This is a genomic window from Spirosoma validum, from assembly GCF_014699035.1.
GTDB lineage: Bacteria > Bacteroidota > Bacteroidia > Cytophagales > Spirosomataceae > Spirosoma > Spirosoma validum.
Genome location: NZ_JACXAA010000009.1, coordinates 78,858 through 103,912, shown reverse-complemented (window position 1 = coordinate 103,912; position 25,055 = coordinate 78,858). Strand labels below are relative to the sequence as shown.

Here is a 25,055-nt window from a genome sequence, read left to right as displayed (position 1 = left end):
TGTGTTGGATATCAGCGTTACAACCGGCTCACCGGTGGATGGAAAAGGTTTTTTGTTTGTCGATATTGGCCTGACCTACGACGAACCTTACCTAAATGAGTACTGCCCGCCGGGCCACTGCGATGAAACCGACGACGAATCCTGTACGTTATCCGAATTTACCGGTATATGCGTTTGCCCATTCAGGTGCGTGATGCCCGGAAAGGCGATCTGGCCCTGTCGCCCGGCGATGGGAAGGGTACCATCAGTGCCATTGTGGATGTTATGTCGCCCACTCAGGCTTACGACCATATGGGTATTTTTATCGACAATGGTTTTACCATTCGCCATTGTACCAGTTCGCAGGAGCGGTACGAGGATGAGCGGCTGTACACGAATGCACTGCCCTTACCACCGGGCGTTCTGGGTGGACCACAGCCGATTCCACTGAATGGCATACGCCCCGATCTGCTACGGTATGGCTGGCCCGGTACCATCACGCAGACCGTTGAAGAAGTATATCAGACGGGCAGAAATACACGAAACCCGCGTTGGGCTTATAACAGTATCTATCCCGATCAGGACCTGGAAGACCCTGAAAACCCCGGCCAGCCTTTTGTTCTTTACCAACTGCCACGAGTCGAACGGCTGCGCAGGCTGCAGTTCAATGATCCGGAAGTGGACCGGGGTGAAACGATGCAACACTTACAGGCGAAACCTACCTACAAGGAGACACCCGTGAGAACATGGATGGAGTTTCCACCCCTCATCATTCGACCGCAGGAATCACTAATGTCGGTGGTACGTCCGGTATTGGAAGCCGTAGCCGACGCAGCAAAAAAAATAGATGCGCATTATCGCTTTTATGGCTATAGCAAGGGCGATATCGGCCTTGACCCAAGTTTTGTAGCCCCACCCGGCAGTGATACCCGCTGGGGATCATTAGGCGCCGGAGCGCGATGGGCTGCCGGCACAATAGCCGCCATGTGTTCCAGTTTTATCTGGACAGCCGTTCAATTGGTCAACCAGAACCGTCCATCCGGCACCCAGCCCATTCTGCTGGAAGACGGCGTTCCGGCCGGTGGAAATCCTGCTATCGGGCTTGAATATGGACGCCAGAATGGACAATACCTTTACCAGAAAGAAGAACGCCTTAATGCGGCCAATACCCTGACTCGTAAACTATCCAAAAAAATTCATGACACCTTCAACGACAAAATACCAGAGACGGTTTATTTGCTTTTTCCACCACTCCGGGGAATAAGAAACGATACCGCCCGACACGTAAGCAATCAGATCGCCAATGCCTTTGCCTTTGACGAGTGCGAGAACCTGACCGAACACTGGCACGATCCTGGCCCAGGCGAAAGCGTTAGCCCCGACGATATACTCCGCTTCTGGGATTTGCAGTCTTTACCAGCCGGTGCACACAGCGACCTGCCACAGGCTACGTATCTCTACGGAGACTCAGGCCTGCTCATCCTGGATACTTCCAAGTGGGAATCGGTACCACTTAGACGTAAAGTACTCGCACCTTTAGCAAAAGGTACAGTCTTTTTTACCGTGCTACTGGAAGGACGGCCCGTAGCAGGCGCTACGGTCAAATTCGACCTCGGCTGCGTGGCCGCAACCAGTACCCTGACTCTTGAACCACGAGATCATGTTCTGTTAACGGAAGGGAAACACGTTGCCGAAGCGTTTATGGTGCTGCCCGATCCTGAAACCGGCCGCCAGGAAACTTACCAGACCGAAGGCCCGGTGTATTTTACGATCGAGCCAGGAGGCCGCAGTTCCATTGAATTAAACCTTACTCCCCCTCCTGACTTGTGGCGGATTATTGGTGTTCATGTTGAGGTTACGATTATAGACAGGGGCTTCCTGGGTAGAACAGTTAGTAAATCGTTTACGAATCACTGGTCGTTTGGGTTACAGAAGGATCTCACCGATAGCCCTTATGCGCCAGCCAGTCAGCTCAATACCGTACTTCGCGCAGAGCATACCTGGAAAACGAAAGAAGTAGGCGATGGCGTTCGTGTCGACCTCATCATTACAGCCACCCTGAATCCCGACGACCGGTCGGTACAGTGTCACTGTGCAGCGGTCTTGATTGATACCGACGACGGGGGTTTTCTAGGCATTGGCAGTTCATTTTCTATCGACGGACGTATCGAAAAGGACGTTCTTCTGCTTAAGAATGATACACAAGTCGTTTTTAAAAACAACAGCCTAGTTAGCGATGAAACGTTGTCCGAAAAAGCGATTATATCCCTGACACTTAGCAACTTTCGGCGCCCCTAGTCTTCTCTCAACCTTTTGACCAGAATCTTATCGATTCGACTCTTGTCCATATCAATGATCTCAAATTGGTAGCCATGCCAGACGAAGATTTCGCCGGTTTTAGGAATGTCTTTCAGTATGTGAAGGGCAAAACCGCCAAGCGTATCGAAACCGGTTAATTCACGACGGGTCTGCGCATTAATTGTGATGGTAAAATAGGATAGAAAATCCTCGAACGGTAATTGGGCATCAATCAGGAAAGTATCATCATCGCGCACGCGAATTTCATAATCGGAATGAATATCGTCGTTGATGTCGCCGACCAGTACGTCCAGGATGTCGTTCAACGTAATAACACCCAATACACCACCATATTCATCCACAATGACGCCAACGTACTGCCTCCGCTCCCGGAAACGCTCCAGTACCTGATAGGCTTTATTGTTTTCGGGTATAAAGAGGGCATCGCGCTTGAGATTGTTTAACTGGAGTAGTTCAGTATCAAGATCTCTTCCCAAAAAGTCTTTTGTATAAATCAGCCCAACCACTTCATCGACTCCCCCATTACAAAGCGGATAAACCGAATGTTTGTGTTCCAGAATCCGGGCTTTATTTTCGACAGGATCGTCTTCCAGGTCGAGGTAAATGATTTCCTGCCGATTCGTCATCAGCGAGGTAATTTTGCGGTCGCCAAGCTGAAATACGTTCTGAACGATTTCCTGCTCAATTTCCTCAATTGCTCCGCCCGTCGTACCTTCCTGAATCAAACTCTTAATTTCTTCTTCCGTTACAGCACTTTCGTTTGGCTTGATATTCAGAAGTTTAAGCAGCAAATCACTTGATAAGGTCAGCAACGTAATGAAAGGCGAGGTCAATTTCGAAAGAAAAATCATTGGCCCGGCCACCGTTTTCGCAATTCCTTCGGGATTTGACAGGCCAATACGCTTCGGCACCAGCTCGCCAAAAACAAGCGACATGTACGTCAGCAACAGCAATACCAGTACCACGGCGACTGTATGGGCATAAGGCCGTAACAAGTCAATCTGGGCAACGAAATTCTGAACGTCGTCGGTCAGTTTATCGCCTGAAAAAATACCAAGCAAGATCCCAATCAACGTAATACCGATTTGAACCGTCGATAGGAACCGATTGGGTGAGTTCGATAAGTCCAGGGCTACCTGCGCCCGTCGATCACCGTTCTTGGCAGCTGATTCTAATCGGGATCTTCGGGAGGAAACTAAGGCGATTTCTGACATGGAGAATACTCCGTTCACAAGCGTCAGCAATAAAATAATAAGGAGTTCCACAAAGGAGGTTGGTTGGCCTGATGCAAAAATATAGAAACTGAATCTGTTTGCAACACGTTCAACGATGCGATAGACCGCCGGTTTTGTTACTTTTGCCCCTCGAACTTCTACTTCCGATGATTGTTTTCATTAACGACCGGCCAATTCGGCTCGTTGGCCCTAAAGCCGCTGCTCAACTAACAGACCCTACGTTGCTTAAAACGTCCGTTAATCCAGTGCCAGATTATGACCTGATCGTGGATGCGCGGCTGGATACGTTAAAAGAAACGGCTCTACATGGCCATCTGTTGATCCTTAACGCAACCCCTGCGACCATTAGTCGATTGTTGACGTTGCTTCAGAAAGCCGATGCCAGTCAGTTATTATCCATTACGCTGGGCTGTCAGAATAAAGAAGCTTGCGAAGAAGCAATCAAAAAACCGTTTAAGGTTATCAAAGCGGCTGGGGGTGTCGTGATCAAAAGCAATAAACTGCTACTCATGTTTCGGCGCGGTGTCTGGGATTTGCCCAAGGGTAAGTTAGACGATGGCGAATCATCAAAACAGGGAGCTGCTCGGGAAGTACAAGAAGAAACCGGTGTCCGGGTATCGGTTGGCGAACGCATCTGCACTACCTGGCATACATACAACCTAAACGGAAACCGTATTCTGAAACGGACCAAATGGTACCAAATGAGCGTGTTAGATGATAGTCGTATGGCTCCTCAGGTCGACGAAGACATTGAAAAGCTTGCCTGGCTTAACCACCGGGAAACTCAGTTAGCGCTTACCAATTCATTCAGCTCAATTCGCTACGTTATTGATTCAATGACTAAGTCAACGTACTAGTTGGTTAGTGAATTACTCCGTTAATAAGGCCTTCCCGTCGGTACCAGCTGATTCACTAACGGATTGGCTTCTTAATTTGTAAGGCAAAAATTCATCGACGTGCTGCCCGTAGCGGTGCAGATCACGAATGATACTTGAACTGATTGGGGCAAGGTGAGGAGACGTAATCAGAAATACGGTTTCGACTTCTTCATAGATGTACCTATTGACTTGCGAAATCCCGTTTTCGTATTCAAAATCGGTGGTATTACGAAGGCCACGCAACAGAAACTTCGCGCCGATATCCCGCGCTACGTTAGCAGTCAGGCCGTCGTAGCTGATTACACGTACAGAAGGATACTGGACAAAGGCTTCTTCAATTGATTTAGTCATCTGCTCCAACGGAAAATAACGTGACTTGTGCGCATTCCGTCCGATTCCAATCACCACTTCATCGAACAGCCGTAAACCACGTAATACGATATCTTCATGCCCTTTGGTAAAGGGATCAAACGAGCCAGGAAAAAGAGCAATTTTTGTCATAAAAAGCGAAAGAGTGAGAGCGTGAGAGAGCAGTTGAGTGTTCAAAGCTACTTACGCTCTCACTCTTTCGCTCATTTACTCATTCACTCATTAAACCTAATCCGTACAAACTTAGATACCGATGATTGGGTAAGTCGCTAAATTCATTAGCCAGCGTAAGGCCGGAGGGTGACTGACCAAAGGCTAAATAAGGTAAAAAACGACTTAATTCGGTGTAAGCATCTGCAAATGGAGTGATTTCACCATACAAAGAAAGTGTAGTCTTATCAGGACTTAAACGCTGCTCATCGAGCATGTACAACACGTAATACGTCAGGTCCTGTACATTCTTATACCCAAATCGATTACAATACTGCAATTGATGTCCCTTCCGGTATATAATCGTCACAAATTCGTCCTCAAAGTAAAGATAGACATTATCGGGAGTTAACATATGACGGTCCAGATCGGCGGTAGCCATAAGTAAGGCGCTGATCTGATGCACATAGGTCAACGGCTGAAGTGGATATACTTCCGAGAAATAATCAGCCAGTGGATGCTCCAGATTAAAAACAGAAAGAAACCCTTCATTCTCGTGCGTATAAGCCTGCGCAAACTCATGAGCCGATAATGTACTGCCGCGCATGAGTGCTAAATAACTGCCCGCGTATTCTTTGCGAAAAAGCGATTTTGGAACCAGCGTGAAGGTTGGCGAATTTACGCCGATACGTATCTCCTGCCATGGTCCGGCAGACAGCACCGGATTGTCACGAAAAAAATTCGGCAACAGACCCGTTAGTGGTTGATTCGCTAACAGCGACGGAAATGCATAGTCCTCAAGATACAAAGCCCGGCCCTGTGCATCCTGGACTAATAACCGAAACCGGTCGCGGCCTACTTCCAGGCATAGCACCAACTTGTCAGTATGCGCAGGGTTAAACGAATCTGAACGTATGGTTACAGTAGGCGCGAGGGTCACAGTGGTTTGCACAACTTCGGAGAACTAAAAGTAAGCGTAAAAATAAATTAACTACTTCTAACGAAAACTCATACAGCTGTGACGGATAAAATCATTGCCAGCTGTGCTTGCCAATACGTTTAACGAAGGTACCCCCTCAGGCGAAATATGTCGTCGAGCGAATTGCAATGTTGAAACAGGGCATGTACTTCATCGGGTGGATAACCTTTGATTTCCTCAAATGTCATTAGCCGAACCTCCTGAATAATTTGCCCGGCAAGGCTCATTTCAGGATCAATTCCCAGTCGTAATGAACCGCCCTTTACGCGTACGGTAAAAAATAATTCCATCGCGTGGAGGGGCGGCTGTCTGAATTCATTAACGAACAACATATCGCCAATCTCGATCTCCAGACCCGTTTCCTCCAGAAACTCACGAGTCAGCGCATCAGGAGCCGTTTCATTAAACTGTGCGCCACCACCCGGTGGGCACCAGAACGTACCCGATGCGTTGATTCCCCGATGTCTGACCATCAGCAAACGATTACCCTCACAATATAGCCCGCAAACCCGTATCCGAAGTCGGTTGCCATACAATTTAAGTACCTCTTCCCGGGGCTTATCGATTTCCACTACGTGCGTCACAGCGTAAGTATGTTTTAAGGGACGCAAAGGTAAGTCTTTAATGATGAATGTGAACTACTCCATATTATTCAATACGGGCTGCCTGAAATATAGCTTTCCAGCGAGTCGATACGTGTTTTTTGATCGCGGATGATGGCGCTCACGACGTCATTAATCGATATAATTCCGATTAGTTCCTCTTTATCCATAACGGGCAGATGGCGTATGTGCTTATCCGACATAGTCACCATGCACTCGTCTATGCTTTGGTCCGGCCCGATAGTGATAACGCTGGACGTCATTACGTCGGCTACGCGGGTATCATCGGAATGGCGATCCTTCAGGATAACCTTACGGGCATAATCACGCTCGGAAAAAATCCCGGTAAGCGCGCCTTTGTCGATAACCAGCACGGCGCCTATATTCTTCTCAGCCATCAGCTTAAGCGCTTGCAGGACGGTTTGATCCGATGAGACGGAATATAGGGCGTTAACTTTTTTGCCTTGGAGAATCTGGCGTATGTTCATGAGGGAGAAGGAGTTTAGTAGCGGGGTCAATATAACAAAAAAGGCGAAGGGAAGAAAGCTGGAAGTGATGATAGCTGGAAAAATAGTAAAAATTACCTACCCTTTCGCCCTACCTGCTTCTTTTTCATCTCGCTCTTTTTTCGTAACTTTAAACCATATGAACGAGACTCAAACGGCCGCCCATTTGCTGGCCAAACGTTTCCCTTTTAAGCCTACCGATGGTCAGGTTCAGTTCTTCGAAAAGATTGGCGCGTTCATCACCCCTGAAGATTATGAACACTATCGCGACTGTTTTTTACTACGTGGTTATGCCGGAACGGGTAAAACTACCCTGGTCGGTACGTTGATAAAAGTATTGCCCCGTTTTGGGTATAAGTCCATATTACTCGCGCCTACGGGTCGGGCGGCTAAAGTGATGACGAATTACGCAAAAAAACCGGCCCAGACGATTCACCGGAAAATTTACCGCCAGGTGGCCGATCCAGGTTCAGGCACTTTAGCTTTTCAGCGCCAGAAAAACTACCATGAAGATACACTCTTCATTGTCGATGAGGCTTCGATGATTTCCGACGAAGCGGATTTCGGAGGTAAGGGCTTGCTGACCGATTTGATTGAGTATGTATTTGAGAATGCCGGCAACAAGCTGATGCTTGTGGGCGACACTGCCCAGTTACCACCCGTCGGTCGCGATCTAAGTCCGGCGCTGGATCGGGGATTTCTGGCCAGCTCCTTCGATATGACGGTGTATGAGCAGGAGTTGACGGAGGTAATGCGACAGGAGGAAGAATCGGGGATTCTCTACAATGCGACTGGTTTACGTACGTTGCTGGGCGAGGTTACTCCCACCCCCAAAGCGGTCGGCTTCGATGCGTTACTGAGCGATAAGCCTTCCGTATCGTCGGCCGAGACGCCAGAGATTCGGTTGAATGTTCGTTCATTCAGTGATATTTATAAAATGCCACTGACTAAACTTGAGGATGGCATCCGGTACGCTTATGATAAATATGGACGGCAGAACACCGCTATCATTTGCCGCTCGAACAAAACGGCAGTTCAGTACAATCAGTTTGTTCGGCGAATGATCGACCAATGCGAAGAAGAACTCGACGCAGGCGATATGCTGATGATTGCCCGAAATAATTACACGGTCCTCGACGAAGATTCCCCGGCAGGTTTTCTAGCGAACGGTGAGTTTGCCGAAGTGCAAAAAATCCGAAATAAAGAAGAAATGCATGGGTTTCGATTCGCCACCGTTACGTTACGGCTAGTGGATTATGAAGAACAACCCGACTTCGACGCAAAAATCATGCTCGATACGTTGTATTCGCCCGTACCCTCGCTGACTTCAGACCAGTATAAGATGCTTTATGAAAGCGTCATGAAGGATTACTTTTACATCAAAAGCAAGAAAGAAAGAACTGAAGCTCTCCGACGTGATCCCTACCTGAACGCGCTACAAGTGAAGTTTGCCTATGCCCTCACGTGTCATAAGGCACAGGGGGGCCAATGGAGCGCCGTATTCATCGACCAGGGCTTTTTGCCTGACGGACAGGTTAATGATGAATTTGTGCGCTGGCTGTATACAGCGTTGACGCGTGCTACCGATGAAGCCTACCTAATGAATTTTAACCCGCAGTTTTTTAGTTAAGACTGCTTCGTAATCCATAGTTTGCCAAACCAAGTTGGAGGTTTGTAGTTTGTCTTCATAGGCGGTTAAGACATTTATAGAAGAATCGTCTTTAACAACGAACGACAACCTATACATCACTATGTCCATCGAATGGATTATAAGCGCCTGCATTGGCGTTGGTCTGGCCGCCTGTTGCGGTTTCAGGATATTTGTGCCGCTATTAATTGCCAGTGTAGCCACTAAGCTTGGCTTCATCAGCACGGTAGCTGGTTTTGAGTGGTTTAGCGACTGGCCAGCGCTGATTGGCTTATCCGTCGCCACAGTTTTTGAAATTGGTTCTTACTATATACCCTGGCTCGACAATTTTTTAGACACTCTGGCAACACCGGCCTCTGTTATTGCCGGAACGCTGGTTAGTACGTCGTTTCTACACGTCGACATACCGGTATTTCAGTGGGGATTAGGGTTGATACTTGGCGGTGGTTCGGCGGGCATTATTCAGGCAGGGACGAGTCTACTTCGATTAGGCTCTACTGCCACAACAGGCGGTATCGCGAATCCAGTGGTGGCGACGGGCGAAAACATTGCGTCAGTTGGGCTGTCGCTGTTCACCATTTTGGTACCGCTGATTTCCATTGTGATCATTGGGTTGGTATTACTCTTTATTATCGGACGGTTGATTACCCGACGGAAAGTCTGGTTTACCCGCGTCCCTAAACAGGCAGGTAATCCGATCAGCAAAATTCCCCGTAGCAGTAATGGCCGATCCTGACGGCTTTCCGCATAAATCAAACGGGCGACCCAGTTGGGCCGCCCGTTTGATTTATGGAATAAATTATATTGTTACAACGTAGCAACAGTACGTTTTACGAAAGCCGTCAGATCAGCACCAGTAAGCATGTTTTGCGAAAGTAACGCCAGATCGTACACCTGTTTAACCAGCGCTTTTTGCGTATCGGCGTCCGTTTCTGCCAAAATTTTACTGACCAACGGATGGTTTGCATTAACCACTACGTTGTGCATAACCGGCATGTTTCCGTAGAATGACTGTTCGCCAGACAAGGCTGACATGTCTTTCATCCGACGCATAAACTCGGGCAACGTAATCGTTACAGGCAATTCGTCGGTAGGCTGAGCTTCGATGCTTACGTTCAGCATTTTATTATTCAGCACCTGATCGAATAGCTCCTTCAGTTTCGTTTTATCATCTTCCGACAATACGCTTTCATTGTTCAGACCTTTATCGATCAGCTTTTCGAGCGTATCAGCATCCACACGCTGGAAACTCACTTTGTCCAGCTTTTGCTCAAGCGCATTGATGAAATGAGAATCAATAACATTGTCCATCAACAGCACATCGTATCCGCGTCGGGTTGCCGACTCAATGTAAGCATGTTGCTGTTTCGAATCAGTCGTATAAAGGAGCACGAGCGATTCATTTTTGTCGGTCTGATTGGCCTGGACTTTTTCGCGGTACTCATCCAGCGTAGCATACTGACCTTCGGTGTTTTTAAGCAGTACGAAGTTTTTGGCTTTCTCCCAGAACTTGTCGTCGCTCAGAATACCATGTTTAATGAACAGACCGATGTCGTCGAATTTCTCTTCGAACGCTTTCCGGTCGGCGTTGAACAGATCATTAAGTTTATCCGCGACTTTCCGGGTGATATACCCATTGATTTTCTTAACGTTAGCGTCGGCTTGCAGGAAGCTCCGCGATACGTTCAGCGGAATATCGGGCGAGTCGATTACGCCGTGCAGCATCATCAGGAAGTCGGGCACTACGTCCTTTACTTCATCGGTGATGAACACCTGGCGGCTGTAGAGTTGAATTTTCTCGCGCTGGAACCGAAGTTCATTCTTGACACGTGGAAAATACAGAATCCCCGTTAAGTTGAATGGATAATCGACGTTCAGATGAATCCAGAACAAAGGTTCTTCGCTCATCGGATACAACTCGCGGTAGAAGGTCTTATAATCTTCGTCGGTCAGTTCCGAAGGAGCTTTCGTCCAGATTGGCGTCGTGTTGTTCACCACTTTTCCATCGAACTCAACCGGCACAGGCAGGAATCGAGCGTATTTATCCAGAATTCCCTGCAACCGGCCTTTATTCAGAAACTCTTCCGAATCGGGAGCGATGTGCAGAATAATATCCGTTCCACGTTCCGCACGTTCGGCGGGAGTCAGTTCGAATTCGGTCGAACCATCACAAATCCAGCGAGCCGCTTCGGCACCATCACGATAGGATTTCGTAACGATCTCAACTTTCTCAGCCACCATAAAAGCCGAGTAGAAACCTAAGCCAAAGTGTCCGATAATCTGACCTTTGTCGTCAGTTTTGTCTTTGTATTTTTCCAGAAAATCAGAAGCGCCCGAAAAAGCAATCTGATTAATGTATTTCTTGATCTCATCGGCGGTCATGCCGATGCCGTTATCGCTAACCGTAATGGTTTTGGCTTCTTCATCCAGCGAAACAGTTACTTTCAGATCGCCTAACTCACCACCAAACTCACCAAAGGAGGATAGCTGACGTAATTTCTGCGTAGCATCGACGGCATTGGAAACCAGCTCGCGCAGGAAGATCTCATGGTCGGAGTAAAGAAATTTCTTGATAATTGGGAATATATTCTCGGTATGGATTGAAATCTGCCCTTTTTCGTTCTGTACGGCTTCCATAGTAGGGTTATACGTTGTCAAATAATTGATTATTACATCGACCAGACGCAAATCCTGTTCCAGTACGTTTGTAGCTGACAGATTGACAGATTTAAACATTATTTAACTACTGTGATCGTCCTCTAACTCGCTGGAACCTGGGAAATCGATGTTGGCTTTTGTTATGACTCCAGCCATTTTATCGACGGGTGCAACGTATATAATTTAGCTCTAGGGGCTAAAATTCGACCTTACCAGAACGACATTACCCAATACCCGAGAATCAGCAACCAAACCAGTTGTTAATCAGTTTAATCTATTTAGAATACCGAATAGAATTTAGCATTCTGCAGATCATAGTATGCTGACCAGCTTACTGAAAACGTTAGCATTATAGACGACAAAAACAATGATACGCCTAATCCTACTTACCTGGTTAGCGCTCACCCTGGGTTGCAAGAAAGACTCTGTTGTCCAGGCTGGGCCAGAACGTACCGAAGCTGCTTATATCTTTCCGAGTAACCTGGCAGCCGATGGTTGTGAAGAAGTAATTAGCCTTCAAACCGATAGCGCCTTTGCCAAGCCGACGGAGTATAAACCAAGTCCATCGACATTACCGCTCGTACAGAAAGCGTTGAAAGAAACGCCTTTCAATCCAGATCAGGCTGGACGACCCGTTACGATTCGTTTCGTTGAAACCGGTAATCAGGTGTTTCTTCAATGTGGATGGGGAAGTCGACGGGAAATGTCAGAAATAGAGGTGTTGGAGATCAAGCCCCGCTGATACCGGCCTGACAGACGAACAGGCTCAGGAAATCAGTTGTTATGGATGTATATGCCTACGCAATCGTACACAGATATTTTCCTTCCAGAACTTGATACGTTACGTCAACAACCTAACACGGCCGTTATAGACGTACGGGATGAGTGGGAATTCGACGAGTTTAACATTGGCGGACTCAACCTTCCGTTACCTGATATCCGCGCCCGAAAAGGCGAACTTCTTCCCTACAACACATTGATCGTTATCTGTACGAATGGCGTTCGTAGTCGGGTCGCAGCCAAAGATTTACTACGTCAGCCGGAGTTTCAGGAAAAAACTATTTACCACCTTCACGGGGGTATTATCGAAGCCGAAGATTAACTACGTAACAATCGTGAAACCCGGTTTGGCTGCCTGTTTTTCAATGTGTGGCAACTGGATTTGCAGAATATCGTGAACGTTCACCCGAATCAGCTGACTGAGTTGGTTCAACGGCAGATCGTTACGTTCCAGACCAAAAGGCTCCTCGATTTCCTCGCCAATCATTTCCAACCCGACGAGCACATACGACGTCAGAATTACCGCCGGAATCGTCAGGTAGCCAAATGCGGCAATAATCGTAAACGGCAGCAGAGAAACGTACAGCATGATGAACAACTTGATAAACAGCATGTACGAGAATGGGATGGGCGTACTTTTGATCCGTTCACAAATACCACACACATCCATCAGCGCCGTCAGATACTGATTCAGGTTGATGTGTTGTGATTCGGAAATATGCCCTTCCCGATACAGGATTTCGGTTTTTACCCAGAGTTGGTTGGATACACCAGCTGGTTTATGATCGAAATTTCTTAAGTCGCGACGTTCACCTTCCTCAACCATTTCCAGTTCGTTTATTCCGGATTGATCGCGCAAATGGTTTTTGAGCGCAAAGGGAAAATTAGAAATAGATTTGGCAAAAAATGCCCGGCTCTCCATATCACCCTGGGGTAAAACCGCATTGAAATAAATAGCCAGATTTCGACAATTATTAACCAGAGTTCCCCAAGCCTGACGACCTTCATAAAAGCGGTCATAGGCCGTATTAGTCCGGAAAATCAACAACAAGCTTAGCAAAATACCCATTGCTCCCAGAAATGAAGCTGGCGTATCCTTAAAGCGCAGGTCTGTATAAAACATCTCACCTATTGTGACTACAACTACGTAAATAGCTACAACTCCGAGCCGGCGCATAAGCGATTTAGCTGTAGGACCTGTATGAAAATGCCAAATGGAAGGGAGAATACCTTTATTCTTATAGAGAATCATTCGTTGTTGCGAAACTTCAGATTATAATGTTATCGCACTATGTAACTTGAGAGAAGGTTAAACAGTTATCGTTCCGGTAAAAACTCGTTTGGCAGGGCCTATTAAGTAGATTGAATCGTATTGCCCATCGGCCTTGGCGTTGAATGACACGCGCAGGTTACCACCAATTGTTTGAATAGCTACTGGAGCGGACATATTCAATTGTTGATGCGCTACCAGGGCTACCGCCGTTACCCCCGTACCACAGGAATACGTTTCGTCTTCAACTCCACGTTCGTACGTTCTGACAAACAGCGTATGATCGTTAATAGGCTGCGCAAAATTGACGTTTGTTCCGCCCGGCTGAAACGCTGAATCATACCGTAATGCACGCCCTTCACTGACAACATCGAGCGATTCCAGATCATCTACCGACCGAACGACGTGTGGAGAACCCGTATTCAAGAACGTTATTCCAGCACGATCTTCTATTCCGGAAACATTGCTCATTTTCAGCGATATTTCATCATCGAGTACTTCCGCAAGATGTTCGCCATCAACTGCTATAAAACGAGTTTTCGTTTCGAACAAGCCTAAATCATGCGCAAATCGTACGATGCACCGACCGCCGTTGCCACACATACTTCCTTCAGCACCGTCGGCGTTGAAATAAACCATCCTGAAATCGTAGTCTGGATCACTACGTAGCAAAATGAGACCGTCCGCACCAATACCAAACCGGCGATGGCATAGTCGTTCAATTAATGCCTGATCAGAAGCTGGAAATCTCTCACTACGATCGTCAATAATGACAAAATCATTGCCGGTTCCCTGGTATTTAAAAAAGTTGATAGTCATAGAAATAAAAAGCGAGGAAAAAGGGAGAAAAGGAAATTGCAGACCGAAACCCTTCTCCTTTCCTCCCTTTTTTCTTTTTACTAAAAAAGCCGCCTTGATGGGCAGCTTTCTTGAAAATCATACGGATTGAAGAAGCAATTAAGCTGCTACCGGGCTTTTTGCTTTACGCTCTTTAACACGAGCAGCCTTGCCTTGACGACCACGTAGGTAGAACAACCGTGCCCGGCGAACTTTACCTAAACGTACCACTTCAATCTTGTCGATGTTTGGCGACAGAACCGGGAAAATCCGTTCTACACCAACGCCGTTTGATACTTTGCGAACGGTGAATGTTTCGCCACCGCTGCTTGGGTTCCGGCGTTGAATAACCGTTCCCGTAAATACCTGAATACGTTCCTTATTTCCTTCGCGGATTTTGACGTGTACGTTCACCGTATCGCCCGCCCGGAATGTGGGCAACTCGGTGCGACGCTGCGCGTTGTCTGCCTCCACTAATTTGATTAACTCGCTCATGACTGTATATAAATCGCCAGAATAAGTATTTGCGAAATGAGCCGCAAAGATAGCATTTTTCTCGGTAGGAGAAAATACTTTTGTAAAATTACATTACGTATCTGAAGCCTGAACAATGAAAATTCTGAATGTCGATCAAATCCGTGCCCTTGATGAAGCTACTATTCGCCATGAACCCATTGCCCCAATCAATCTCATGGAGCGGGCTGCCCTCGCCTTCGTCGACTGGTTTGTGGATCGGTTTCCGGATACGACATCGACTAAAATCTTCTGCGGCTTAGGCAATAACGGGGGCGATGGCATGGCGATTGCCCGGTTGCTTCTGGAGCGTAATTATCCTATTGAGGTGAACGTAGTACGGTACGCTCCCCGCGAATCGGACGACTGTATGCATAATCATCGACGGCTAAAGCTCGTAACCGAAAACATACGGTACATCGAATTTTCGCGGGACATTCCGGCCATACGACACAATGAAGTCATCATCGACGCAATTCTGGGGACGGGTCTTTCGCGCCCGACCGAAGGTATTGTAAAGGAAGTTATTGGAGCCATCAACCGCGCGCCGGCGACAGTCGTAGCCGTTGATATTGCCAGCGGTTTATATACTGATCAGGCCAATGCGCCGACTGATGTAATTATAGAACCCGATTATACCGTTACGTTCCAATTACCGAAACTGGCGTTTGTTCTGCCAAAAAATGGACGCTACGTTGGCGAATGGCATACGGTCGATATTCGGTTATATAAACGTTACATTGATCTGGCGCCAACCCCTTACTATTATACGCAACCTCAGGAAGCCCGGTTGCTGCTTCGTAAACGGGAGCGTTATTCCAATAAAGGTACGTTCGGGCATGCGCTATTGTTAGTGGGTAGTCATGGCAAAATGGGTGCAGCGGTGCTCTCAGCGCGAGCCTGTCTGCGTTCTGGGGTGGGCTTATTGACAGTGCAGGTTCCCCGATGCGGTTATGGAATTATTCAAACGTCTGTACCCGAAGCGATGTGTCTGCCTGACGGTCATCAGAACGTACTGACGGGTTCAAGTGAAATCGAAGGTCCGCCCCCTTCTGAGTATTCAAGCATCGGAATAGGTCCCGGCATTGGCAAAGCGCCCGAAACGTTAGCGATGCTGAAAACGTTATTACCGACGCTCAAGAAACCGATTGTGGTCGATGCCGATGCCCTGAACTTACTCTCTGAAAACCGGGAATTATTAAGTAAACTTCCCAAAAACAGCATTTTGACACCCCATCCAAAAGAGTTTGAGCGGCTTACAAAAAAGTGGGACGACGATTATCAAAAGCTGGAACTACTACGGGAATTTGTCAAGACGTATAACGTAGTGGTTGTCTTAAAAGGCGCTTATTCAGCCATAGCCACACCCGAGGGCGATATCCATTTTAATTCAACGGGTAACCCCGGCCTGAGTACCGGTGGCACAGGCGATGTACTCACCGGTATCCTCACTGCCTTGCTGGCACAGGGTTACGATCCGGTGGAAGCGGCTGTTCTGGGCGTGTTCGCGCATGGACTTGCGGGTGATCGGGTTGCCGAAGAGCGAGGGCCAATTGGAATGATTGCTTCGGATGTGATCGACGCACTCCGCTGGACGTAGCGGTCTACGATAAAAAGGGCAATTTAAGTTGTTACTTCCTGTCGGAATGGTGTCATAAGGCATATAAAACGATCAGCCTTGTGGGTGTGAGCACGTAGTTATACGTATTGTAGAAATTCCGGGTTTTTGCGCTATTTCGATCAAGAGTAATGCCCCAATTTTGCATCCGTAATGACTCCTCTACCACACCAGAAACTATACACGTCCACCAAACCATGAAACAGACAGCGCAGCGAGACTGGCGGAATGATCGCCAGTCTCGGAAAACCGGAAGTTCTTTTGATTATACGACTGCTTTAGGTAGCTTAACAGTAGCCTTGTTTTTCTACATTCTCTACCACATTTACCCGTTCGTCTCAAAGGGACTACTCTGGTAGTAGACGTTATTTCAGAAACTGATACGTAGCAAAAGCTGCTACGTAAGCCAATCCCATCATATACACTAACTGCAGAGCGGGCCATTTCCAGCTTTTGGTTTCCCGTTGTGTAGCGGCCAGGGTGCTCATGCACATCATCGCGAATACGTAGAAGATCAGCAACGACCAGGCTAAAGCGGGAGTGTACATCGGTCCACCTGTGTTGGGATTACGTTCCTGCCGAAGCCGGTCACGGATTGTTACGCCTTCATCATCAGCGCCGTCGCCAATGCTATAAATAGTAGACATAGTCCCGACAAATACTTCACGGGCGGCAAACGAACTTAATAGGGCAATCCCAATTTTCCAGTCATAGCCGAGTGGTCGAATAACCGGCTCAATGAAGTGTCCAAACTGACCAGCGTACGATGATTCAAGCCGTTCGGATGCGATACGATTTTGCAAATCCTGGGCTGGCAACGTAGCGTTTTGCTGGCGAACACGGGTTTCTGCCTGATCCATCGCATCGCCGGGGCCGTAGCTGGCCAGCACCCAGAGCACAATCGAAATAGCCAGAATCACACGGCCGGCTTCCCACACAAAGGCCCGAACACTTTCCCAAACGGTCAGTCCGACATGATTCCAACGGGGGAGTTTAAACGTCGGCAACTCCATGATAAAGAAGCTACGTTCCTTCGAGTGGAGAAACAGTTTCAGTACGTAAGCGGCTAGCAGCGCACTAATTAAGCCCAATAAATACAGAACCATCAGCGCCAATCCCTGCAGATTGAAAAAGCCCAGGACACGCTGACTCGGTACGACCAGAGCAATCAGGATTGTGTAGATCGGCAGGCGAGCCGAGCAACTCATTAGTGGCGTCACCAGAATGGTAATGAGCCGATCGCGCCGGGTACCGATGCTACGAGTTGCCATAATGGCGGGCACGGCACAGGCTACGCCCGAAATGAGCGGCACCACACTACGTCCGTTCAGACCGAATTTCCGCATGATCCGATCCATAATCACCATCACGCGTGACATATATCCAGATTCTTCGAGCAAAGAAACCAATAGAAACAAAAAGGCGATCTGTGGAATGAACACCAGGATACCGCCAATGCCTGCCAGAATTCCATCGGTAAGCAAATCAGTAAGTGGTCCGGCGGGTAAACTCTCTTTTAGTTGACCATTAAGCCAGGCTACGCCCGAATCGATGCCATCCATAAACGGCTGTGCCCAGGCAAAAATGGCCTGAAAAATCAGCAACAGGACAAATAGAAAAATAGCGTAACCCCAAACCGGATGGAGTAAGACTCGGTCAAGTTTCTGGCTCCAGGTTGTTTGACCCGATGGGCGCCGGTCCGTTACAACCGCATCGACGATTGTTCCAATGTGTTTATAGCGCGAAATGGTTTCGCCCGCCTGAAACGTCGGTTCGCTGAAGTGATGTTTATCAATAATCGCATCCAGGCCAACTTGTTGCTGGCGATTCAGGAACGTGAATCCATCGTGCTGAATAACGTACTGCAATGCCAGGTAATTATTGTCGAGCTGGTACTGGGTTTTGGTCTCTGTAATCAGATCGGCCACCTCCAGAGCCGGATCAAAGAACAACTTACCCGAAACGCTCGGCTTCTCAATTTGATCAATAACTGCTTTTTTGAGATGGTCAAGTCCGTCTCCTTTGCGTGCATTGATACGTACTACGGGTACGTTCAGAAGCATGGCCAATCGAACAGCGTTAACGTCTTTTCCTTCTTCGTGCGCTACGTCCAGCATGTTCAATGCCAATACAACCGGAACACCTAGATCCGCAATTTGGGTAAAGAGAAGAAGATTCCGATGCAGGTTCGACGCATCGACGACAACCACCGCTACGTCGGGATAATCAGGATGGGCGGGATTAGCCAGAATATCGGTAACAATCTGCTCATCTAAGGACTTGGGGTAGATCGAATAAATACCGGGAAGATCAACAACAGTAGCTATCGTCTGACTATCAATAGACCAGGGGCCCGATTTCTTATCGACCGTAACGCCCGGGAAATTGCCGGTTTTCTGACGCAATCCCGTCAACTCGTTGAACAACGACGATTTACCGGCATTCGGGTTGCCTACGAGCGCAATAGTGGGAGATGATTTCAACACAACGTAATGAAGAATGAAGAATGCAAAGTGAAGGACAAAAAACTAGCGCAAGCTATTCCTCACTCTACACGCTTCATTTCTAACTATTTATAAGGATCGTAGCGGCTTCGGATTTACGCATGGCCAGGCAATATCCGGCTACCTTCAGACAAATCGGATCGCCAAGGGGAGCCTTAGCGGTTAAACAAATTTGCGCACCGGGCAGGCACCCCATTTCGAGCAGTTTCAGTGACATTAACTGATCGCTGAATGACTGGATGGTGGCTTGTTCGCCAATTTTCAGGTCGGCTACGCTACGTTTGCTCATGATTTGATGAACGCTTGGGATTTGGTCAAACGTCTTTACTAAGCTTATTTAGATTCAATTTAATTAATGCAAGATTACGACCGAAAGTTCGCTGATGCAAATCTATCTGGTTAAATCCCAGGCAAAGCGCAGAATCGTGGCAGCAATGACCAGCAGGAAGAAAACACGGATAAACTGATTACCTTTTAAAATGGCTAAGCGTGCTCCTAGAAAAGCCCCTGACAGGTTTGCTACAGCCATCGGTATCGCAACCGTATACAGTATATAGCCTTTGCTCGCGAAAAAAAGCGTGCAGGCCAAATTGGTAGATGCATTGACCAGTTTAGCGTGGGCACTGGCTTTCAAAAAGTCGAAACCAACAAGAGCAATAAAGCCTAGTACCAAAAAACTACCCGTTCCTGGCCCAAAGAAACCATCATAGAAGCCAATGACAACGCCCATAAGCCACATGCGTTGCCGTTGCTGCCGTTCGGTTACGGCCCGTGGCGTCCCCTGTCCGAAATCTTTTTTGAGAAGTGTGTAGATAAATACCGAAACCAGAATGGTCAGCGCAAGAGGTCTCATGAAACTATTCGGCACAAGTGTAAGTGTCAATGCACCGAGCCACGATGCGCAAAAGGCGATTCCCATCATTGGAGCGATAAACCGCCCTAATACGGCCACCCGCCGACTATACTGAAACGCTCCCATCAAACTCCCAAACAACGACGGAATTTTGGTCGTACCGATCAGCGTCGGAATCGGATATTGTGGTAGAGTAAACAATATGGCAGGCGTTTGAATCAATCCTCCACCGCCGATAATTGCATCGATAAAACCAGCCAGAAAGGAAAATCCGCAAAGGGTGATGAGTTCAGTATACGGCATACAACTGCCAAAATTAAGACGAAATACGATCAATAAATCGTTACGTTCTTTTCTGTAGTTAACCTTCCTGCTTTCGGGGTTGTGACGTAAATTTGCATAATTGAACGAACGAGCATGACAAAGTCTGTACAACAGTTGAGTGCCCTAATGCGGAAGGAATTTCTGCTGGAGTGGCGACAACGTTATGCGCTTAATGGCATGCTGTTATACATCGTTGGAGCCGTATTCGTGTGTTACCTGAGTTTTAACGCTCGACGCGGGCAGCTTACGCCGATTGTCTGGAATACACTGTTCTGGATTATTCTCCTGTTCACGGCGATCAACGCCATTGCCAAAAGCTTTGTGCAGGAACGCGCCGGACGACAATTGTACTATTATACGCTGGCCAGCCCACAACAGATCATTCTGTCGAAGATTCTGTACAACATGGCGCTTATGATCGTGTTAGCGCTATTGGGTTTTAGCATTTACGCGTTTGTATTGGGTAACCCGGTCAACGATGTGCCTTTATACATATTGACGTTGTTATTAGGCGCGATTGGATTTGCGGCTTCCCTAACGCTCGTGTCGGGCATTGCCAGTAAAGCTGAGAATCCGGCGACGTTGATGGCGGTGTTGAGTTTTCCGATTATTCTACCTCTACTGCTGATGGTGCTGAAAATTTCAAAAAACGCATTAGACGGTCTCGATCGTAGCGTCAGTTGGAACGAGATTATCATTGTACTGGCTGTTGATGCCATTGTACTAACCTTATCGTGGTTATTATTTCCGTTTTTATGGCGGAGTTAGATGCTGTAGCCTGGACGGCCACGTCCGGGTATAATAAATTAGTAAATACCCGGACGTGGCCGTCCAGGCTACGTTTATGAACAAAAATTGGTGGAAGGCCCTTGCGGTTCTGATTCTAAGTTACGTAGTGCTAAAAGGCTTGTTGGGCGTAGTACCTCGTCAACCTATCCTGAATGAGAGCATTCGGAACGTGTATTTTCACGTTCCGCTCTGGTTCGCGATGATTACCCTGCTGTTAACATCAGCCGTTTACTCCATTCGCTACCTACGTAACGGTCGGCTCGGTGATGATCTGGTGGCGGTTGAATTTGCCAATACCGCTATTCTGTTTGGGCTTCTGGGATGTGCAACGGGATCGTTGTGGGCCAACTTCACCTGGGGTGAGCCCTGGCCGAACGATCCTAAGCTGAACTGCGTAGCGGTCGGTATGCTGATGTACCTCGCCTATCTGATTCTGCGCGGCTCGTTTGATGACGAACAACGTCGCGCCCGGATTTCAGCGGTGTATAACATTTTTGCTTTTGCCGTATTTGTTCCGCTCATTTTCATTGTTCCACGCCTAACGGATTCGTTACATCCCGGTAATGGAGGAAACCCTGCTTTTGGCAAATACGACATGGATAGTAATATGCGTATGGTATTTTATCCGGCCATTATCGGCTTTACGCTGCTGGGCGTTTGGATCACGGAGCTAGGGGTGCGTATGCGCCGGGTGAAAATGGCTTTGGATGATTAAACTCATGCGCTACGTGCGGAATGAATTGTACTATTTTTGCGTTAAATTTTAGAATACCGACCACTAACATGTACCTGTCATTGCTTCGTAAATTTCCATTAGCAGCCTTGATCCTTCTTAGCCAGAATCTTATGGCTCAACAGCCTGTCGCGCAAGGGGTTGAAATGGCTGACCGGCTTCGGGCCGATGGCAAAATCTGGGTTGTAGTGGCCGTTATCGCAGCTGTCTTCGCAGGCATCATTCTTTATCTCGTACGGCTGGACAGTCAAATCGGTAAACTGGAAAAAGAAATTAAAAACCAGAAGAAAGAGGTAAGACCAAAGACCCAGGACATCGACCGGTAATCTTTATTCTTCATCAACTTCCCACGTCTAAGGACATGAAACTCTCTCATATTTTAGGTATTGTCGTCATCGCCGTAGCCATCGGTATAATCGTTTCAACTGCAGGCGACGCCAGTTCATACGTTACGTTTAAACAGGCTACCGCACTTGCTCAGGATGGCGACGATAAAATGATCCACGTTGTTGGCAAAGTTAAAAAGAACGAGCAGGGGCAGATTGTCGATATGCTCTATAATCCGGCCATTGACCCCAACCACTTCGAATTTACGCTCGTAGACAACGATAATCACGCGCAAAAGGTCGTTTATAACAGTCCCAAACCACAGGATTTCGAACGCTCAGAACAAGTTGTCATTATCGGGAGCATTCAGGGCGATCATTTTCAGTGCAATAAGATCCTGCTGAAATGCCCGTCGAAATACCAGGATGGCAAACTGGAAACCACTGAACACGAAGCGAAAACAGCACAGTTATAAAATGATTGAATGATTGGATTCAGTCATTCAGAAATTCAATTCATGATACACACAACCGTCGGGCAACTCGGCCATTTTTTCGTTATCCTGTCATTCGTTACGGCTTTAGTCGCAACGGTGGGTTATTTCCTGTCAGCACTTGGTCGAAAGACAGCTGTAGAGGTTGAATCCGTTGAAGAACCCCAATTGGCTTACGCTGGTGAATCAAGTTTTGGTGGCAAAGTAGCCCGAAAGAAAGCGAAGCCTGTCACCCAAACTTCTGTGCCCCCTGCCAGGGATGATTGGCGGCTGTTGGCCCGCTGGTCATTCTACATACACGCAGCGGCTGTGGTTGGTATCGGCTCAAGTCTGTATTACATCATCTACAACCACTACTTCGAGTACCACTACGCCTGGAGTCATTCGTCACTGGCGTTGCCGGTTCAATACATGATTTCGTGCTTCTGGGAAGGTCAGGAAGGCTCGTTTTTGCTCTGGTTATTCTGGGACGCTTTGCTTGGACTCATTTTGATACGTACGAGCGGGAGTCGCTGGGAGGCCCCGATGATGGCTGTTTTCGCGTTGGTTCAGGCCTTTCTGGCTTCGATGATTTTGGGGATTATTTTGGGGGATACCTTCAAAATAGGCTCATCACCATTCCTCACGCTGAAGGAAGCCATCCCGGATGCGCCGGTCTTCACGATGGACCCTAACTTCATTCCTAAAGATGGAAATGGCCTGAATCCGCTGCTTCAGAACTATTGGATGGTTATTCACCCGCCAACGCTGTTTCTGGGTTTTGCATTAACCTTAGTTCCGTTCGCCTATTGCATTGCGGGTTTATGGCGTAACCAACCCCTCGAATGGATTCGTCCGGCGCTACCCTGGACACTCGTTGGAGCTATGGTCCTTGGCGTTGGTATCATGATGGGTGGCTATTGGGCCTACGAAACCCTCAATTTCGGTGGTTACTGGAACTGGGACCCTGTCGAAAATGCCGTTTATGTGCCCTGGCTTGTTATGGTGGCTGCTTTGCATACCATGCTAATCGCCAAACGTAGTTCGACCGGACTGAAAACAGCGGTTATTCTGACCATCAGTACGTTCCTGTTGATTTTATATGCCACCTTTCTGACACGTAGCGGCATTTTAGGTAATGCATCGGTTCACTCATTTACAGATTTAGGCTTATCCGGACAGCTACTGATTTACCTGCTTGCCTTCGTCGCAATGGCTGTGGCATTAACGGTCAGCAAGTGGAAATATATTCCGAGTGATGAGCAGGAAGCATCAGTTTATACCAAAGAATTCTGGCTGTTCATTGGGGCTACGGTGCTTTGTCTGGCGGCTTTTCAGGTTATTGCCACTACGTCGATTCCGGTTTATAACAAGATTCTGGAATCGTTTGGTAAGATATCCAACCTTGCCCTCCCTGCCGACCAGATTGCCCACTACAATAAATTTCAGGTTTGGTTTTTTGTGGCAATTGCTCTGCTGACGGGTGTCGGCCAGTATATGTGGTGGCGCAAGGTGGAGAACAAAAAATGGGATGCACTCATTACGCCTGGCATTCTGACATTGCTCATCAGTGCGGGGTTGATCGCCTTTGGTGAAATCAAGAATCCGGTCTACATGGTATTGCTCGTCGCTTCGATCTTTGCCCTGATGACCAACGGAACGATTCTGCTGGGTATTATCCGGGGAAATTACCGACTGTCAGGTGGTGCCATTGCCCATATGGGTATAGCACTGATGCTGGTAGGTATTCTGTATTCAGCGGGTTTCTCGAAGGTAATCTCGATGAATAATAGTGGGCTGCTCATCTCGAAGCAGGATGAGTTCACCAAAAACGACAACAAAGAAAATAAGGAAAACACGCTGCTCTGGCTGAATCAGCCCGAGCGAATGGGTCAGTATCAACTCACGTATCGTGGGCAACGTATTGAAGCGCGTGACGTACCCGGCTACATTCCGCGTAAGGATGTTACGGTTATTGAAGGCGATTTCCACGGCATCGCCATGCGCGACATCGAGCAGAACGGGAAAGTTTATCACAAGAAAGGCGATACGTTAGCCCTGTATCCCGAAAACACGTATTACGAAGTTGAGTACCGGGAGCCTAGCGGAAAAGTCTTTAGTCTCTACCCCCGTGCACAGGTTAACGAACGAATGGGGCTGCTGGCATCGCCGGATACGCGCCACAAAGTCGACCGTGACATTTATACGTACGTGAATTCGGTTCCGGACCCGACTGCTGAAAACAAGTGGGAAAAGACAGAAACTTATAGTGTAGCTGTAAAAGACACCTTCTTCCTGAATGATTTCGTAGCCATTCTGGATGATGTTGTGCGGGCTAATGAAGTCGAAGGTATGGAAATCGGTCCTTCGGATGCAGCTGTGCGAGCAAAAGTACGCGTACTCGACAAAAACGGGGAACATATTCTCAGCCCGGCATTTGTGATTAAAAATCGCATGGTAGCCCACCCTGCCGAAATGAGTGATGAACTGGGAGTTCGTATTCAGTTGAACGAAATCGACCCACGCAGCGGTAAATTTACGTTCGCCGTTAATCGTACCCAACGCGATTACATCGTAATGAAAGCATTTGAAAAGCCGCTTATTAACATTCTCTGGATTGGAACGTTAATCGTTGTACTGGGCTTCCTGATTGCTTCGATACGTCGGTACCGGGAGTTCAGAAAAATGGGCGTAAAAGAAATTTAGGCCACA

At 47.7% G+C, this 25,055-nt stretch carries 25 protein-coding genes; 13 read left to right on the top strand and 12 right to left on the bottom strand.

Annotated elements, in window-relative coordinates; all coding sequences use genetic code 11:
• Positions 1-168 precede the first annotated feature (168 nt).
• The gene (locus IC230_RS22440; RefSeq protein ID WP_191041303.1) at positions 169-2,277 is read left to right on the top strand and encodes a hypothetical protein; all 2,109 of its coding nucleotides are present in this window, start codon (positions 169-171) and stop codon (positions 2,275-2,277) included.
• Here the strand turns inward: IC230_RS22440 and IC230_RS22435 are convergent.
• A complete protein-coding gene (locus IC230_RS22435; protein ID WP_191041302.1) occupies positions 2,274-3,563 on the bottom strand; it encodes a hemolysin family protein in 1,290 nt (429 codons plus the stop codon). The two genes, IC230_RS22440 and IC230_RS22435, sit on opposite strands and share 4 nt — an antisense overlap.
• Before the next feature lie 116 nt (positions 3,564-3,679).
• On the opposite strand from IC230_RS22435, the gene IC230_RS22430 reads away from it, so the two are divergent.
• Positions 3,680-4,390 carry an NUDIX hydrolase gene (locus IC230_RS22430; RefSeq protein WP_191041301.1) on the top strand — a complete coding sequence of 237 codons (711 nt, stop codon included), beginning with the start codon at positions 3,680-3,682 and terminating at the stop codon, positions 4,388-4,390.
• Positions 4,391-4,402: 12 nt separating this feature from the next.
• On the opposite strand, the gene coaD is transcribed toward IC230_RS22430, so the two are convergent.
• The 4 genes from coaD to IC230_RS22410 form a co-directional block, all read right to left on the bottom strand.
• Positions 4,403-4,912 (bottom strand): pantetheine-phosphate adenylyltransferase, encoded by a 510-nt coding sequence (gene coaD, locus IC230_RS22425; protein WP_191041300.1) that lies wholly within the window; start codon positions 4,910-4,912, stop codon positions 4,403-4,405.
• A 79-nt stretch (positions 4,913-4,991) separates the two neighbouring features.
• Positions 4,992-5,882, bottom strand: coding sequence for a DUF3822 family protein (locus IC230_RS22420; RefSeq protein WP_317171815.1), 891 nt, complete (start codon positions 5,880-5,882; stop codon positions 4,992-4,994).
• A 107-nt stretch (positions 5,883-5,989) separates the two neighbouring features.
• On the bottom strand, positions 5,990-6,493 hold the full coding sequence (locus IC230_RS22415) for an NUDIX domain-containing protein (RefSeq protein WP_191041299.1): 504 nt from the start codon (positions 6,491-6,493) through the stop codon (positions 5,990-5,992).
• A gap of 68 nt (positions 6,494-6,561) precedes the next feature.
• Positions 6,562-6,999: a CBS domain-containing protein gene (locus IC230_RS22410; RefSeq protein WP_191041298.1), complete on the bottom strand. Its 438-nt coding sequence runs from the start codon at positions 6,997-6,999 to the stop codon at positions 6,562-6,564.
• 157 nt (positions 7,000-7,156) lie between these two features.
• Here IC230_RS22410 and IC230_RS22405 point away from each other — a divergent pair, with 157 nt between their 5' ends.
• Complete coding sequence (locus tag IC230_RS22405) at positions 7,157-8,647, top strand: ATP-dependent DNA helicase (RefSeq protein ID WP_191041297.1); 1,491 nt, start codon at positions 7,157-7,159, stop codon at positions 8,645-8,647.
• A 121-nt stretch (positions 8,648-8,768) separates the two neighbouring features.
• On the top strand, positions 8,769-9,401 hold the full coding sequence (locus IC230_RS22400; RefSeq protein ID WP_191041296.1) for a DUF4126 domain-containing protein: 633 nt from the start codon (positions 8,769-8,771) through the stop codon (positions 9,399-9,401).
• Positions 9,402-9,472: 71 nt separating this feature from the next.
• On the opposite strand, the gene htpG is transcribed toward IC230_RS22400, so the two are convergent.
• Positions 9,473-11,302 (bottom strand): molecular chaperone HtpG, encoded by a 1,830-nt coding sequence (gene htpG, locus IC230_RS22395; protein WP_191041477.1) that lies wholly within the window; start codon positions 11,300-11,302, stop codon positions 9,473-9,475.
• A 388-nt stretch (positions 11,303-11,690) separates the two neighbouring features.
• On the opposite strand from htpG, the gene IC230_RS22390 reads away from it, so the two are divergent.
• Both IC230_RS22390 and IC230_RS22385 read left to right on the top strand, forming a co-directional pair.
• Positions 11,691-12,065, top strand: coding sequence for a hypothetical protein (locus IC230_RS22390; protein WP_191041295.1), 375 nt, complete (start codon positions 11,691-11,693; stop codon positions 12,063-12,065).
• A 51-nt stretch (positions 12,066-12,116) separates the two neighbouring features.
• Positions 12,117-12,425, top strand: coding sequence for a rhodanese-like domain-containing protein (locus IC230_RS22385; protein ID WP_191041294.1), 309 nt, complete (start codon positions 12,117-12,119; stop codon positions 12,423-12,425).
• On the opposite strand, the gene IC230_RS22380 is transcribed toward IC230_RS22385, so the two are convergent.
• From IC230_RS22380 to rplS, 3 genes are all read right to left on the bottom strand, one after another.
• A complete protein-coding gene (locus IC230_RS22380) occupies positions 12,426-13,355 on the bottom strand; it encodes a bestrophin family protein (protein WP_191041293.1) in 930 nt (309 codons plus the stop codon). It abuts the gene before it with no gap.
• Between the two features lie 57 nt (positions 13,356-13,412).
• Positions 13,413-14,192, bottom strand: coding sequence for a diaminopimelate epimerase (gene dapF, locus IC230_RS22375; RefSeq protein ID WP_191041292.1), 780 nt, complete (start codon positions 14,190-14,192; stop codon positions 13,413-13,415).
• 138 nt (positions 14,193-14,330) lie between these two features.
• A complete protein-coding gene (gene rplS / locus IC230_RS22370) occupies positions 14,331-14,705 on the bottom strand; it encodes a 50S ribosomal protein L19 (RefSeq protein ID WP_191041291.1) in 375 nt (124 codons plus the stop codon).
• 115 nt (positions 14,706-14,820) lie between these two features.
• Here rplS and IC230_RS22365 point away from each other — a divergent pair, with 115 nt between their 5' ends.
• Positions 14,821-16,323, top strand: coding sequence for an NAD(P)H-hydrate dehydratase (locus tag IC230_RS22365; RefSeq protein ID WP_191041290.1), 1,503 nt, complete (start codon positions 14,821-14,823; stop codon positions 16,321-16,323).
• A gap of 215 nt (positions 16,324-16,538) precedes the next feature.
• Positions 16,539-16,700 carry a hypothetical protein gene (locus tag IC230_RS22360; protein ID WP_191041289.1) on the top strand — a complete coding sequence of 54 codons (162 nt, stop codon included), beginning with the start codon at positions 16,539-16,541 and terminating at the stop codon, positions 16,698-16,700.
• 6 nt (positions 16,701-16,706) lie between these two features.
• On the opposite strand, the gene feoB is transcribed toward IC230_RS22360, so the two are convergent.
• From feoB to IC230_RS22345, 3 genes are all read right to left on the bottom strand, one after another.
• Positions 16,707-18,824: a ferrous iron transport protein B gene (gene feoB / locus IC230_RS22355; protein WP_191041476.1), complete on the bottom strand. Its 2,118-nt coding sequence runs from the start codon at positions 18,822-18,824 to the stop codon at positions 16,707-16,709.
• Between the two features lie 82 nt (positions 18,825-18,906).
• On the bottom strand, positions 18,907-19,134 hold the full coding sequence (locus tag IC230_RS22350) for a FeoA family protein (RefSeq protein WP_191041288.1): 228 nt from the start codon (positions 19,132-19,134) through the stop codon (positions 18,907-18,909).
• A gap of 102 nt (positions 19,135-19,236) precedes the next feature.
• A complete protein-coding gene (locus IC230_RS22345) occupies positions 19,237-20,001 on the bottom strand; it encodes a sulfite exporter TauE/SafE family protein (protein ID WP_191041287.1) in 765 nt (254 codons plus the stop codon).
• Between the two features lie 114 nt (positions 20,002-20,115).
• Between IC230_RS22345 and IC230_RS22340 the strand changes: the two genes are divergently transcribed.
• The 5 genes from IC230_RS22340 to ccsA (IC230_RS22320) all read left to right on the top strand — a co-directional run bounded on the left by IC230_RS22340 (position 20,116) and on the right by ccsA (IC230_RS22320) (position 25,049).
• Positions 20,116-20,790, top strand: coding sequence for a heme exporter protein CcmB (locus tag IC230_RS22340; protein WP_191041286.1), 675 nt, complete (start codon positions 20,116-20,118; stop codon positions 20,788-20,790).
• Positions 20,791-20,866: 76 nt separating this feature from the next.
• Positions 20,867-21,526, top strand: a complete 660-nt coding sequence (ccsA, locus tag IC230_RS22335) for a cytochrome c biogenesis protein CcsA (protein WP_191041285.1) — start codon at positions 20,867-20,869, stop codon at positions 21,524-21,526.
• A 20-nt stretch (positions 21,527-21,546) separates the two neighbouring features.
• Positions 21,547-21,870 (top strand): CcmD family protein, encoded by a 324-nt coding sequence (locus IC230_RS22330; RefSeq protein WP_394355503.1) that lies wholly within the window; start codon positions 21,547-21,549, stop codon positions 21,868-21,870.
• A gap of 35 nt (positions 21,871-21,905) precedes the next feature.
• Positions 21,906-22,346 (top strand): cytochrome c maturation protein CcmE domain-containing protein, encoded by a 441-nt coding sequence (locus tag IC230_RS22325; RefSeq protein WP_191041283.1) that lies wholly within the window; start codon positions 21,906-21,908, stop codon positions 22,344-22,346.
• Between the two features lie 42 nt (positions 22,347-22,388).
• Complete coding sequence (gene ccsA / locus IC230_RS22320; protein ID WP_191041282.1) at positions 22,389-25,049, top strand: cytochrome c biogenesis protein CcsA; 2,661 nt, start codon at positions 22,389-22,391, stop codon at positions 25,047-25,049.
• Positions 25,050-25,055: the final 6 nt, after the last annotated feature.

Bases quoted from the DNA above. Each gene is read 5' to 3' on its own strand.
- IC230_RS22325 (WP_191041283.1), top strand. From the start codon at position 21,906: ATGAAACTCTCTCATATTTTAGGTATTGTCGTCATCGCCGTAGCCATC.
- IC230_RS22385 (WP_191041294.1), top strand. From the start codon at position 12,117: ATGCCTACGCAATCGTACACAGATATTTTCCTTCCAGAACTTGATACG.
- ccsA (WP_191041285.1), top strand. From the start codon at position 20,867: ATGAACAAAAATTGGTGGAAGGCCCTTGCGGTTCTGATTCTAAGTTAC.
- IC230_RS22430 (WP_191041301.1), top strand. From the start codon at position 3,680: ATGATTGTTTTCATTAACGACCGGCCAATTCGGCTCGTTGGCCCTAAA.
- IC230_RS22360 (WP_191041289.1), top strand. From the start codon at position 16,539: ATGAAACAGACAGCGCAGCGAGACTGGCGGAATGATCGCCAGTCTCGG.
- htpG (WP_191041477.1), bottom strand. From the start codon at position 11,302: ATGGAAGCCGTACAGAACGAAAAAGGGCAGATTTCAATCCATACCGAG.
- IC230_RS22350 (WP_191041288.1), bottom strand. From the start codon at position 19,134: ATGAGCAAACGTAGCGTAGCCGACCTGAAAATTGGCGAACAAGCCACC.
- IC230_RS22380 (WP_191041293.1), bottom strand. From the start codon at position 13,355: ATGATTCTCTATAAGAATAAAGGTATTCTCCCTTCCATTTGGCATTTT.
- dapF (WP_191041292.1), bottom strand. From the start codon at position 14,192: ATGACTATCAACTTTTTTAAATACCAGGGAACCGGCAATGATTTTGTC.
- coaD (WP_191041300.1), bottom strand. From the start codon at position 4,912: ATGACAAAAATTGCTCTTTTTCCTGGCTCGTTTGATCCCTTTACCAAA.
- IC230_RS22340 (WP_191041286.1), top strand. From the start codon at position 20,116: ATGACAAAGTCTGTACAACAGTTGAGTGCCCTAATGCGGAAGGAATTT.
- IC230_RS22390 (WP_191041295.1), top strand. From the start codon at position 11,691: ATGATACGCCTAATCCTACTTACCTGGTTAGCGCTCACCCTGGGTTGC.
- IC230_RS22400 (WP_191041296.1), top strand. From the start codon at position 8,769: ATGTCCATCGAATGGATTATAAGCGCCTGCATTGGCGTTGGTCTGGCC.
- IC230_RS22440 (WP_191041303.1), top strand. From the start codon at position 169: ATGCGTTTGCCCATTCAGGTGCGTGATGCCCGGAAAGGCGATCTGGCC.
- ccsA (WP_191041282.1), top strand. From the start codon at position 22,389: ATGATACACACAACCGTCGGGCAACTCGGCCATTTTTTCGTTATCCTG.
- rplS (WP_191041291.1), bottom strand. From the start codon at position 14,705: ATGAGCGAGTTAATCAAATTAGTGGAGGCAGACAACGCGCAGCGTCGC.
- IC230_RS22345 (WP_191041287.1), bottom strand. From the start codon at position 20,001: ATGCCGTATACTGAACTCATCACCCTTTGCGGATTTTCCTTTCTGGCT.
- IC230_RS22405 (WP_191041297.1), top strand. From the start codon at position 7,157: ATGAACGAGACTCAAACGGCCGCCCATTTGCTGGCCAAACGTTTCCCT.
- IC230_RS22330 (WP_394355503.1), top strand. From the start codon at position 21,547: ATGAATTGTACTATTTTTGCGTTAAATTTTAGAATACCGACCACTAAC.
- IC230_RS22365 (WP_191041290.1), top strand. From the start codon at position 14,821: ATGAAAATTCTGAATGTCGATCAAATCCGTGCCCTTGATGAAGCTACT.
- IC230_RS22410 (WP_191041298.1), bottom strand. From the start codon at position 6,999: ATGAACATACGCCAGATTCTCCAAGGCAAAAAAGTTAACGCCCTATAT.